General features: G+C 71.8%; 10 protein-coding genes. 4 read left to right on the top strand and 6 right to left on the bottom strand.

Annotated elements, in window-relative coordinates; genetic code table 11:
• Positions 1-88: 88 nt before the first annotated feature.
• The 5 genes from QQA02_RS02220 to QQA02_RS02200 all read right to left on the bottom strand — a co-directional run bounded on the left by QQA02_RS02220 (position 89) and on the right by QQA02_RS02200 (position 5738).
• The gene (locus QQA02_RS02220; protein WP_284773481.1) at positions 89-1000 is read right to left on the bottom strand and encodes a ribokinase; all 912 of its coding nucleotides are present in this window, start codon (positions 998-1000) and stop codon (positions 89-91) included.
• Between the two features lie 54 nt (positions 1001-1054).
• Complete coding sequence (locus QQA02_RS02215) at positions 1055-2005, bottom strand: DUF808 domain-containing protein (RefSeq protein ID WP_284773479.1); 951 nt, start codon at positions 2003-2005, stop codon at positions 1055-1057.
• A gap of 112 nt (positions 2006-2117) precedes the next feature.
• On the bottom strand, positions 2118-2933 hold the full coding sequence (gene panC, locus QQA02_RS02210) for a pantoate--beta-alanine ligase (RefSeq protein ID WP_284863154.1): 816 nt from the start codon (positions 2931-2933) through the stop codon (positions 2118-2120).
• Positions 2930-3763 (bottom strand): 3-methyl-2-oxobutanoate hydroxymethyltransferase, encoded by an 834-nt coding sequence (panB, locus tag QQA02_RS02205; protein ID WP_284863152.1) that lies wholly within the window; start codon positions 3761-3763, stop codon positions 2930-2932. The genes panC and panB overlap by 4 nt, the downstream gene beginning before the upstream one ends.
• 67 nt (positions 3764-3830) lie before the next feature.
• The gene (locus QQA02_RS02200; protein WP_284863150.1) at positions 3831-5738 is read right to left on the bottom strand and encodes a solute carrier family 23 protein; all 1908 of its coding nucleotides are present in this window, start codon (positions 5736-5738) and stop codon (positions 3831-3833) included.
• 204 nt (positions 5739-5942) lie between these two features.
• On the opposite strand from QQA02_RS02200, the gene QQA02_RS02195 reads away from it, so the two are divergent.
• The gene (locus QQA02_RS02195) at positions 5943-7292 is read left to right on the top strand and encodes a TRAP transporter large permease subunit (protein WP_284863148.1); all 1350 of its coding nucleotides are present in this window, start codon (positions 5943-5945) and stop codon (positions 7290-7292) included.
• 94 nt (positions 7293-7386) lie between these two features.
• Entirely contained in the window at positions 7387-7647 is a 261-nt protein-coding gene (locus tag QQA02_RS02190) for a hypothetical protein (RefSeq protein ID WP_284863147.1), read from the top strand.
• 27 nt (positions 7648-7674) lie between these two features.
• On the opposite strand, the gene QQA02_RS02185 is transcribed toward QQA02_RS02190, so the two are convergent.
• Positions 7675-8400, bottom strand: a complete 726-nt coding sequence (locus QQA02_RS02185; protein WP_284863145.1) for a GntR family transcriptional regulator — start codon at positions 8398-8400, stop codon at positions 7675-7677.
• 88 nt (positions 8401-8488) lie between these two features.
• On the opposite strand from QQA02_RS02185, the gene QQA02_RS02180 reads away from it, so the two are divergent.
• Together QQA02_RS02180 and QQA02_RS02175 are read left to right on the top strand one after the other, a co-directional pair.
• A complete protein-coding gene (locus tag QQA02_RS02180) occupies positions 8489-11416 on the top strand; it encodes an FAD-binding and (Fe-S)-binding domain-containing protein (RefSeq protein ID WP_284863143.1) in 2928 nt (975 codons plus the stop codon).
• Positions 11413-12321 carry an AEC family transporter gene (locus QQA02_RS02175; protein ID WP_284863142.1) on the top strand — a complete coding sequence of 303 codons (909 nt, stop codon included), beginning with the start codon at positions 11413-11415 and terminating at the stop codon, positions 12319-12321. The genes QQA02_RS02180 and QQA02_RS02175 overlap by 4 nt, the downstream gene beginning before the upstream one ends.
• Positions 12322-12432 lie beyond the last annotated feature (111 nt).

Below are 12432 nucleotides of genomic sequence, written 5' to 3'. Positions count from 1 at the left end.
GACATCCCAGCCCGGGTGTGTCGACCGTGACAATGCTAGCGAGCGGGTGTCCCGCCCCGATAACCGCGCCGGTCAGGGGTGCGCCGCTCTAGACCTCCGGCAGGGCGTCACCGACGCGCGGGTAGGAGGCCTGCGCGCCGCGCCCGGTGGCGGCGAAGGCACCCACCCGGGCCGCGTAGCGCGCGGCGTCGCGAATCGTGTCGCCGGCCACCAGGCGGGCGACGTAGGCGCCCGCGAAGGCGTCACCGGCGCCGACGGTGTCCACCGCCTCGATCTTCGGGGTGGGGATCGCCGTGGTGCCCTCGGCGTCGGCGACCATCGCGCCGGCCGCACCGAGCGTGAGCACCACGGAGTTGAAGCCCACCTCGAGCAGCGCGGCGGCCAGGTGCTCCGGGTCCTCGGAGTCGATGCCCGCGCCCAGCTGGTCGAGGATGAGGCCGGCCTCGTGCTCGTTGGCCATCAGGGGGTCGGCGGCCAGCAGCGCGCCGCGGTCGACCTCGATGACCGGGGCCAGGTTGACCACCACGCGCACGCCCGCTTCCCGGGCGACGGCGACGGCCGCGGCGAAGCCCTCGGCGGGGATCTCGCCCTGCAGCAGCACGACCTCGGCGCCGGCGATCAGGTCGCGGGCCTTCTCGACCGCGGCGGCGTCGACGGTGCCGTTTGCGCCGGCGACGACGAGGATCGTGTTCTCGCCGGCGGCGTCGACGGTGATGACGGCCAGGCCGGTCGTCTCGTCGGTCTCGGCGACGGCGGCGAGGTCCACCCCGGCGTCGCGCAGCAGCTCGGTGGCCGGGCCGGCGTAGGCGTCGCGGCCGACGGCGCCGACCATCGCGACCTCGGCGCCGAGGCGGGCGGCGGCGACGGCCTGGTTGGCGCCCTTGCCGCCGGCGGTGATCCCGCCGCCGGTGGCCATCAGCGTCTCGCCGGGCTGCGGGTGGCGGGCGACGCGGGTGTTGAGGTCCGCGTTGATCGATCCGACGACGACGATCTTGCTCATGGATGCTCCTTCGTAGGGGTCCGTTGCGAACCAGCCTAGCGCCGGTGCGGGGCCTCAGGCGTGGGCGTGCGCCTCCGCTCCCGGGCTGTGGCCGCGGCCGCGGGCGCGCTGGATTCCCCAGACGATCCCGGCCACCGCCGAGCCGACGATGAAGCCGGCGACGGCGGAGCAGGCGGTGTCGATCAGCCAGCTCAGCGCGCCGATGTCGGTGAGCCCGGCGAGGTGGACGGCCAGCTCGTGCGGGGCGTGCCAGCCGAACTCGGCCACGCCGACGACGAGGATGTGCCCGCCGACCCAGAGCATCGCGAAGGTGCCCACCACGGAGAGCACGGTCATGATCTTCGGCATCGCGTGGACCATGCCGCGGCCGAGAGCGGCGAGCGCGCCGTCGGACTCGCGGTCGAGGTGCGCGCCGACGTCGTCCATCTTGACCAGCAGCGCCACGACGCCGTAGACGCCGCCGGTGACCAGCAGTGCGACGACGATGAGCACGGCCGCGCGCATCCACAGCGGCTCGTCGGCGACCTCGTTGAGGGAGATGACCATGATCTCCGCGGACAGGATCAGGTCGGTGCGGATGGCCGCCTTGACCACGTCGTCCTCGCTGCGGCCGCCCTCGTCGTGGTGGCTGGCCGCGCCGTGGCCCTTGCCCAGCAGGTACTCCCAGATCTTCTCCGCGCCCTCGAAGGCGAGGTAGGTGCCGCCGCACATCAGGATCGGGGTCAGCGCCCAGGGCGCGATCCAGCTGAGCAGGAGGGCGATCGGCAGGATGATGACGATCTTGTTGACCAGGGAGCCCTTGGTGATCCGCCAGATCATCGGCAGCTCGCGCGCCGGCGAGGCGCCCTTGAGGTAGCCCGGGGTCACCGCGGTGTCGTCGACGACGACGGCCGCCGCGCGGGAACTGGTCTTGCCCGCCGCCGCGGCGACGTCGTCGGCCTGGGCCGCGGCGTTGCGCGCGATGACGGAGATGTCGTCGAGGAGGGCTGCGAGTCCGCCGGCCACGGTGCGACCACCTTTCCGTTTCGGGGTCACCCGCGGCGCGCGGGCGATGATTACCCCACCACGATATGGCACGAGCGCGACCGGCGCGCGGTCAGCCGTCCCGGCCGATGACCTACCCGAGGATGCGGTTGTCGATCAGGCGGGTGCCGCCCACGCGGACCGCGCCGAGGGCGAGGGTGCCCTCGGGGTCGGCGGTGAAGGTCGCCGGGTCGACGACCTCGAGGTAGTCCAACTCCACGCCCTCGGCGGCGGCCAGCTCGGCGCGCGCGGTCTCCAGGTCGGTGCCCTCCGCGATCGCCTCGAGGGCGCGCGGCAGGGCCAGCGCCCGGGAGCGGGCCTCAGGGGAGAGGTGCTGGTTGCGGCTGGACTCGGCCAGGCCGTCGGCGGCGCGCACGATCGGCACCGCGCGGACCTCCGGGCCCAGGTTCAGGTCGGCGACCATGCGGCGCACGATCATCAGCTGCTGGGCATCCTTCTGGCCGAAGTAGGCGCGCGTCGGCCGCACCAGGCTGATCAGCTTGGTCACCACGGTGGCCACGCCGTCGAAGTGGCCCGGACGCCAGGCGCCCTCGAGCACCTCGCCCATCCGGCCGGTGCGCACCCACACCTCGGGCACGCCCTGCGGGTACATCGCCTCCGGCTCGGGGGCGAAGATGACGTCGACGCCCTTGTCGGAGAGGAAGGCGGCGTCCTTGTCGACGTCGTGCGGGTAGTTGCGGTAGTCGTCGCAGTCGCCGAGGTCGGTGAACTGCAGCGGGTTGACGAAGATGCTGACGACGACGTGGTCGTTCTCCTCGGCGGCCTTCGCCACGAGCGAGGCGTGGCCCGAGTGCAGGGCACCCATGGTGGGCACCAGGCCCACGGTGCCGTCCAGCTCGGCGAGCGCGGCGTGCAGCTCCTCGGGGGTACGGGTGACAACGGGGCTCACTTGTTCTGCTCCTTGGAATCCTCGAAGCTCTCGGCGGCGGCCGGGAAGGTGCCGGCCTCCACCTCGTCGGCGTAGGTGCGTGCGGCGGCGAGGAGGTCCTCGCCGAGCTGTGCGAAGCGGCGCACGAAGCGCGGGGCGCGCCCGCGCCCCAGGCCGAAGGCGTCGGTCCAGACCAGGATCTGGCCGTCGCAGCCGGCGCCGGCGCCGATGCCGATGGTCGGGATGGCCACCTCGGCGGTCACCCGGGCGGCGAGCTCGGCGGGCACCATCTCCAGCACCACGGCGCACGCACCCGCCTCGGCGACCGCCGCGGCGTCGGCAAGCAGACGCTCGGCGGCGTCGCCGCGCCCCTGCACGACGTGGCCACCGAGGGCGTGCTCGGACTGCGGGGTGTAGCCGATGTGGGCGACGACGGGGATGCCGGCGTCGACGATGCGGCGGATGGTCGGGGCCATCTCGACGCCGCCCTCGATCTTGACGGCGGCGACGCCGGTCTCCTTCATCAGGCGCACCGAGGAGGCGACCGCCTGGGCGTCGGACTCCTCGTAGCTGCCGAAGGGCAGGTCGCAGACGACGAATGCGCGCTTCGCGGCGCCGGCGACGGCGCGCGCCATGGTGATCATCTCCTCGAGCGTGATCCCCAGCGTGGAGTCCTGGCCGAGCACGACGTTGGCCGCCGAGTCCCCGACGAGGAGCAGGTCGATGCCCGCCTCGTCGAAGATGGCGGCCGTCAGGGCGTCATAACTGGTCAGGGCCGTGATCTTGGTGCCCTGGGCCTTGGCCTGGGCGAGATGGCGGGTGCGCACCCGTCGAGCATCAATACCGTGCATGTCACGGAATTATAGGGCGCGGGCCCGCCCGCCGGGCCAGGTAGTACGGGGTTCAGGCGTACGGGGTTCAGTCCAGCTCGGTGAACTTACGGTCCCAGGAGGAGCGCACCGGGTTGGCGTCGGCGAGCAGCATGTCGAAGCGGTCGCCGGCGATCTCGACGATCTGGCTGAGTGCGACGCGGTGCTCCTGCTCGTCGGAGTTGGCCAGGCGGCGCACGCCGTCGCGCACGACGTCGTCGACGCTGTCGGTGGTGTCCAGGAGCGCGACGAAGGGCATGTGGAAGCGCTCGCGGTACTCGGCGGAGATGCGGCGCAGGCGCTCGGCGTCGACGTCGTCGATGTCGCCCAGGGCCAGCGAGCCGCGGTCGCGGGAGATCTGCGCGGCCTCGTCGTCGTCCACGAGCAGCAGCTCGGCCATGTCCGGGTAGTCGTCGATGAGCTCCTCGCGGCGGGCCGGGTCGGCGGAGAGCACGGCGACCTGGACGGCCTCGCGCAGCGTGTCCACGGACTCGAAGGGGCGCGACTCCCAGGTGACCTCGAGCGGCCAGACGCGGTTGTTGAACAGCGGCTTGAAGGCCTCGACGAACTCCTCGCGGCTGAACTCGTTGACCTCCGCGAGCGAGTGGCCGCGGGCGACCTCGCCGCCGGACTGGTTGCCGACGTGGAAGAAGAGCAGGTTGAGCAGGATCGCGGTGATCGCGCCGGTGGACATGCCCGAGGAGAAGAAGGTCTGCGCCCAGGCGGGCAGGACCTCGGCGACGTCCGGGCGGAAGGTGATGAGCATGGCCAGGCCGAGGGCGGTGGTCACGATCACCGAGTTGCGGTTGTCCGACATGTCGGCCTTGCCGATGGTCTGCATGCCGACCCAGGCGACGTTGGCGAAGAGCATCAGCGACGCCGCGCCGAGCACCGGGGCGGGGATCGAGGCGACCACGGCTCCGGCCTTGGGCAGCAGGCCGAGGACGATCATGAAGCCGGCCGCGGCGGCGGCCACCCAGCGCGACTTCACGCCGGTGATGCGTACCAGGCCGACGTTCTGCGCGAAGCAGGTGTACGGGAAGGAGTTGAGCACGCCGCCGAGGGTGGTGGAGATGCCGTCGGCGCGGATGGCGCGGGCGACGTCCTCGCGCCGGGTGCGCCGGCCGACGATCTCGCCGGTGGCGAAGACGTCGCCGGTGGTCTCCACCATGGTGATGATCATGACGATGATCAGGGCCAGGCAGGCCATCAGGTCGAAGCGGGGGACACCGAAGTAGAACGGGGTGGTGATGCCGAAGACGCTCGCGTCGCCGACGGCGTCCAGGTTCGCGTCGCCGAGGATCAGGGCGACGACGGTGCCGGTGACCAGGCCGATGAGGATGGACAGGGTGCCCAGGAAGCCGCGCAGGAAGCGCTGGGCGAGCACGATGATCAGCAGGGTGCCGAAGGCGTAGGCCAGGTCGCGGCCGGCGGGGGTGCCCTCGGCGTAGTTGACGAAGTCGTTGGTCGAGACGGCCAGCAGCGAGGTGCCCATCACCAGCAGCACGGTGCCGGTGACCACGGGCGGGAAGTACTTGAGCAGCCGGGCGAAGACCGGGGTGACCAGGAAGGTGAAGACGCCGGCGACGATGACGGCGCCGTAGATGGTCGGCAGCGCGGCGGTGCCGCCCGCGCCGTCCGTGGCGCCGAGGCCGACCGCGATGATCGGGGCGACGGCCGTGGTGGTCACGCCCTGGACGATGGGCAGGCGCACGCCGACGTGCCTGCCGATGCCCACCGACTGGATGATCGTCGCCAGGCCGCAGGTCAAAAGGTCCGCGTTGATCAGGTGGACGGTGGTGGCCGTGTCCAGCTTCAGCGAGGACGCGATGAGCAGCGGCACGATCACGGCGCCGGCGTAGAAGGCGAGGACGTGCTGCAGGCCCAGGGCCGCGAGCTTGGGCGGGGCGGGCACCCGGTCGACGGGGTGCACTGGGGTGTCGGTCGCGGTGGTCACGGGGGTTTCAGTTCTCCTGGCCTGGGGCGTGGGCGCGGGGCGCTTACGGTTGTCTGGCAGTTACCTGGACATTCTCGCCCCGGCGGTGGGCGGGGGCAAAAACACCGTGACGGGGGTGGTCGTAGGGACGCCGCGTAGTAGATGTAGCACGTAACATGCTAACGTGACCGGCACCACGTTTTCAGACGAACATGAGGAGCAACGATGGGTATCCTCGCCCTTTTGGTCTTCATCGCGGTCACGGTGGTGCTCAATGTCGGCTTCAAACGCGACATCGCCGAGTCACTGCTCGCCGCCCTGTTGGCCATCTCGTTATTCGGCGGCACTGACGCACCCCGCCTGCTGTGGGACAGCGTCGTCGAGGCCGCCCAGTCCGAGGTCACCTTCGCCGGTATGGCCTTCGTCTTCATGGGGATCATCGTCCAGTCCACGGGACTGATCGACCGGCTGATCTCCATCCTCAACTCGATCTTCGGCCGCCTGCGCGGCGGTGCGGCCTACGTCTCGACGCTCGGCTCCGCGATGATCGGCCTGATCGCCGGCAACACCGCGGGCAACGCCGCCACCGTCGGCTCGGTGACCATCCCCTGGATGAAGCAGACCGGCTGGTCCAAGGAGCGCGCGGCCACCCTGCTCGCCGGCAACTCCGGACTGGGGGTGGCGCTGCCGCCGAACTCCACGATGTTCATCATCCTCGCCCTGCCCGCCGCGGCCGGGGCGACCGCCTCGTCGACGTATGTCGCCCTGGCCTGTGCCGGCGGCTGGGCCGTTCTCTACCGCATGCTGCTGGTCTTCGCGTGGACGCGCATGGACAAGGTGCCTGCCACCCCGAAGTCCGACCGCTCCTCCTTCGCCGACGCCATGCGCGCCGGGTGGCGCTCGCCGCTGATCTTCATCGGCATCATCATCCCGGTCGTGCTGACCATCGGCCCGCTGGCCGAGTGGCTCAAGTCCGACGCCCGCATCGGCGGCGACGGCGTGAAGGCCATCTCCATCATCGTGTGGGTGCCGATCCTGATCACCATCATCGCGCTGCTCGAGGGCGCCAACCGCATCCGGCAGAACAACGCCCACTTCCGTGTCCAGCTGCTTCGCGACGCCCCGCAGTTCGCCACCGTGGGTATCTCGCTGTTCTCCGCCCTGGCCGCGGCCAAGGTGATGGAGTCGCTCGACGTGGGCCCGCAGCTCTCCGGCTGGCTGGACTCGCTGGACCTGCCGCGCGCGCTCATGGTCGCCCTGGTCTGCGCCCTGGTCATCGTCGTGGCCACCCCGCTGTCCTCGACGGCGACGGCCGCCGCGATCGGCGCGCCCGCGGTGGCCGCGCTGACCGCCGTCGGCGCCGACCCGACGCTGGCGATCATCGTCGTGCTGCTGTGCACCTCCACCGAGGGCGCCTCTCCGCCCGTCGGCGCGCCGATCTACCTCTCGGCGGCCATCGCGGAGGCGTACCCGACGAAGATGTTCGTCCCGCTCATCGTCTACTTCGTGGTGCCGATGCTCCTGCTGGCCTGGATCGCCGGCATGGGCTGGCTGCCGGTCTACATCCCCGGCTGACCGGGGGCCGCGACGTCCCGGCGCCGCGGCCCCGGGAGACAGAGACAGAAAAAGAAAGAATCAGAGACCAGAGAGAATCTGAGAGGACTGCATCGTGAGCAAGTTGTTTCTCGGTGTGAAGACCCTGTTCTTCTTCTTCCTCGTGGCCTTCCTGCTGCTGGGCGCCGTGATCGTGCTCGGTCAGCTCGTCGGCGTGTTCTTCGGCTCCAGGTCCGTGGTCGTCGGGCTCTCCGAGGGGCTCGGCCCCTGGGCCTTCGCGGCCTCGACCCTGTGCGCGCTGTGCGCCTTCGGCCTGAAGTACCAGCCGGAGCACCGCCGCCTGCGCGGCCCGGGCGACGTCGACCCGGAGGACTAGAACCTCCCGGGGTGGGGTCCCCGGGGATCAGAGGCCCGCGGCGTAGCGCGACCAGATCTCGGTCGCGCGCGTCGTGTCATCGCCCAGTGCCTGGTGGAGCAGGAGTTTGCCGGTGGTGGTCAGGTGCTCGCGCATCGTCGCCCGTGCGGCCTCCGCGTCGCCGCCGCGGATCGCCTCGAGGACGGGGCGGTGCTCGTCGAGGATGTCGGCGAGCGTGCGCGAGGAGCCGGCGGTGCTCGACCCGAGGATGCGGGTGTGGGTGCGCAGCGTCTCCACCAGCGCACCGCCGCGGTGCGAGCCGCCCATGTCCATGATCAGGGCGTGCAGCTTGCGGTCCTCGGTGAAGAACTCGTCCTCGAGTGCGCCGGGGTCCGCTGCGTCGCCGGCCTCGTCCGCCGCCGCGAGCGCGGCCATGCGGGCGACCAGGTCGTCGGCCTCGGCCAGCTGCTCGGGGGTGCGCGAGAGCGCGGCGCGGTAGGCGGCGAACGGCTCGATGCCCAGGCGCAGCCCGAAGATCTCCGCGACGTCCTCGGGGCGGGTCTCCACCACGCGGAAGCCGCGGTTGCGGGTGAACTTCACCAGCCCGGCCTCCGCGAGGCGCAGCAGGGCGTCGCGGACGGGGGAGCGCGACACCCCGAGCTCGGCGGAGAGCTGGTAGACGCTGTACCAGGTGTCCGGGGACATCGACCCGTCGACGATCTTGTCTCGGACGGTGTCCATCACCTGTTCGGTCAGGGTGCTCGGCGTCTGCATGACCCCCATTATGCACGGGGTAAGGGCTGTAGCGTGTAACATGTTGCCGGAACGGAGCATCCGAGGCAGGCGCCAGAGGAAGGGATTCATGCCGCACCAGACCACCCCGAAGACCACGCCCGGAGAAACCCTGCGGTTCCACCGCGTCGACCCCGCCGTCTACGGCGCGGGCCCGCGCACGGGGCTGCGCACCGACATGACCACCCGCGTGGCCTACTCCTCGGACGCCGGGCTCTTCCGCCGCATCCCCGCCGCCGTCGCCGAGCCGCACGGCGTCGAGGACCTGCGCGACGTGCTCGCCGTGGCCCGCGAGCGCGGCTGGTCGGTCACCGGCCGCGGCGGCGGCTCCTCGGTCGCGGCCAACGCGATCGGCGAGGGCGTCGTCGTCGACACCTCGGCCCACTTCAACCGCATCCTCGAGCTCGACGCGGAGGCGCGCACCGCCGTCGTCGAGCCCGGCGTGGTCTGCGACGCCCTGCGGCGTGCCGCCGCGCCCCACGGCCTGACCTACGGGCCGGACCCCTCGACCCACTCGCGCTGCACCATCGGCGGCATGGTGGCCAACAACGCCTGCGGCTCCCACTCGGTGGCCTGGGGCACCGCCGCCGACAACCTCATCTCCCTGGAGCTGATGCTCGCCGACGGCCGCACCGTCACCGTCGGGCCCGAGGGCTGCTCCGACGGGACCATCGACGCCAAGCTGCGCGCCCTCTACGCCGACAACGCCGAGCTGATCGACACCGAGCTGGGCCGCTTCCCGCGCCAGGTCTCGGGCTACGGGCTGCACCACCTCGCCGACAACCCCGCCCGCGCGATCGCCGGCTCCGAGGGCACCCTCGGCGTGATCACGAAGATGAAGGTCCGCCTGGTGCCCGTGCCCAAGGTCCGCGCGCTGGCCGTGCTGGCCTTCGAGACCGTCTACGACGCCGCGGCCGCCGCCCCCGTGCTGCGCCAGCCCGGCGTGGCCACCATCGAGGGCATGGGCGGCGATCTGCTGGCCGCGCTGCGCTCCAAGCAGGGCCAGGCCCACGCGGGCGAGAACCTGCCCGGCGAGCGCAAGGGCCTGGCCGCCGGCGGCTGGCTCTACTGCGAGACCGGCGGTGAGACCGTCGAGGAGGCCGTCGCCGCGGCCGAGAAGGTCGCCGGCAGCGTGGAGACCATCGACCACGTCGTCGTCAGTGACCCGACCGAGATGCGGGGGCTGTGGCGCATCCGCGAGTCCTCGGCCGGCACCGTCACCCGCCTGCCGGACGGCGGCGAGGCCTGGCCCAACTGGGAGGACTCCGCGGTGCCGCCGGAGAACCTCGCCGACTACCTGCGCGGCCTCTACGCCCTGATGGACCGCTACCACCTGCGCGGCATCCCCTTCGGCCACTTCGGCGAGGGCTGCGTGCACGTGCGCATCGGCTTCGACTTCACCACGCCCGCGGGGGTCGCCGCCTTCCGCGACTTCATGCGCGAGGCCGCGCAGCTGGTCTCCTCCTTCGGCGGCTCGCTCTCCGGCGAGCACGGCGACGGCCGTGCGCGCTCCAGCCTGCTGCCCGAGATGTACTCGCGGGAGATGCTCGACCTCTTCGCCGAGTTCAAGGCGATCTTCGACCCCGAGGGCGTGTGCAACCCCGGAGTGCTCGTCGACCCCGACGAGGTCACCGACGGCCTGCGCATGGACCCCGCCCAGCGCAACCTCGACATCACCCCGGTGCACCGCTTCACCTCCGACAAGGGCGACTTCCTCTCCGCGATCAACCGCTGCGTCGGTGTCTCCGCCTGCCGCTCCGAGGACGACGCGATGTGCCCCTCCTTCCAGATCACCGGCGACGAGGTCCACTCCACCCGCGGGCGCGCCCGTCTGCTCGCCGAGATGTACCGCGGCGAGGCCCTGCCCGACGGCGTGCGCTCCAAGGAGGTCGAGGAGGCCCTCGACCTGTGCCTGTCCTGCAAGGCCTGCGCCTCCGAGTGTCCCGTCAACGTCGACATGGCCACCTACAAGGCCGAGTTCCTCCACCACCACTACCGCCACCGCATCCGGCCCATGGCCCACTACCTGATGGGCTGGCTGCCGGTGCTCGGCGCCGTGGCCCACCGCATCCCCCTGGTGCCGCGCGTGGTCGACTGGGCCATGCACGCCCCGGTCGTCTCCAAGCTCATGGCGCGCGCCGGCGGCCTGGACACCACCCGCCCGCTGATCCACTTCGCCCACGAAAACCTGCAACGGTGGCAGCGACGGCGGGCGGACGCGGCGTCGTCAAGCGACGACCGCGAGACGGTGGTGCTGTGGCCGGACTCCTTCAACAACCAGCTGGGCACCGCGCCGGCGCAGGCGGCGGTGCGCGTGCTCGAGGCGCTCGGTTTCGACGTCATCATCCCCGACGGCTTCGTGTGCTGCGGGCTGACCTGGCACTCGACCGGGCAGCTGACCATGGCCAAGAAGGTCCTCGAGCACAGCGCCGAGGTGCTCGAGCCCTACCTGGACCGGGGCTTGACCGTCGTCGGCGTGGAGCCCTCCTGCACGGTCATGCTCGAGCACGAGTCCACGGAACTGTCGGCCTCGCCGCAGATCGCGCGGCTGGCGCGGCAGACCCGATCCTTCGCACAGACCGTCGCCCCGCGCATCCGTGAACTCGTCGCCGACGGCACGCTCGACGTCGACCGGCTGCCGGCCGTGAGCGCCCTCACGCAGGTGCACTGCCACGAGCGCTCCCTGGGCGACCCGCAGGAGGCCGCCGACGTGCTCGCCGCGCTCGGCGTCGAGCAGGAGACGATCTCCACCGGCTGCTGCGGGCTGGCCGGCAACTGGGGCTTCGAGAAGGGCCACGGCGAGCTGTCCATGGCCCTCGGCGAGCGCGAGCTCTTCCCGCGCGTGCGTGAGGCCGCGGCGGCGGACACGACCGTCATCGCCGACGGCTTCTCGTGCCGCACCCAGATCGAGCAGGGCACCGGGGTGCGCGCCCGGCACATCGCCGAGGTGCTCCTCGAGATCCTCGGGCAGGCAGGCCTCGCGGGGGAGCGCGGATGACTTCTGTCCTGACCGGCTTCAGCGTCGTCCTCGTCGTCATGGCGTTGGGCTGGGTGCTCGCGCGCACCGGCACGCTGGGGCCGCAGGGACAGCGGGCGCTGGCGGCCTTCGTCTACGCGATCGCCACCCCGGCGCTGCTCTTCGACAAGCTCATCCACACCGACCCCGCCGAGGTCTTCTCCGCCCACCTGGCCGTCGCCGCGATCTCCGCGCTGGCCGTTGGCACCTGCTTCGGGCTCTTCGCCCGCTGGGTCTTCGGCTTCCGCCGCGACGAGGCCGTCATCGCCGGGCTGGGCTCCTCCTACGCCAACGCCGGCAACCTCGGCGTGCCGCTGGCCGCCTACGTGCTCGGCGACGCCGCGGCGGTGGTGCCCGTGATGCTCTTCCAGATCGCCTTCTACGCCCCGGTGACGCTGACGGCCATCGACCTGATGCACGAGCCGGGCGCGAAGTGGTGGCGCAACGTCGTCGTCGCGTTCAAGAACCCGATGCTGCTCGCCGCGATCGCCGGCATCGTCTTCGCGGCCGGGCGGCTGCCGGTGCCCACCCTGATCGAGGAGCCCGTCGGCATGCTCGCCGGGGCCTCGGTGCCGCTCGCCCTGGTCGTCTTCGGCATGTCGCTCTACGGCCACTGGCCCCGCCCGGGCGCGCCCGTGGTCTGCGCGGCGGTGGCCAAGACCGTCATCCAGCCGGTGGTCGCCGGGCTCATCGGAGCGCTGGTCTTCGACATGACCGGGCCCGCCCTGCAGACCGCTGTGCTGCTGGGCGCGCTGCCGACCGCGCAGAACGTCTACACCTACGCGCTGCGCTTCCGCGTCGGCGAGGACTTCGCGCGCGACACCGGGGTGGTCTCGACCGCGCTGGCCGTGCCCGTGATCATGCTCGCCGGCGTGCTGCTGGCCTGAGGGCGGCGCGCCGAACACGGCGCCCGGGAGCGCGCGGAAACGTGCCGTCGGACCGAAAACTTCCCGCGGCGGCGGCGACCTCTATGCTGGACAAAGTAAATGTGAGCCCGC

It is taken from the genome of Corynebacterium sp. MSK006, from assembly GCF_030232385.1.
Taxonomy (GTDB): domain Bacteria; phylum Actinomycetota; class Actinomycetes; order Mycobacteriales; family Mycobacteriaceae; genus Corynebacterium; species Corynebacterium frankenforstense_A.
Note: the sequence above shows the minus strand (reverse complement) of the source record. Positions and strands in the feature narration are given on the sequence as shown.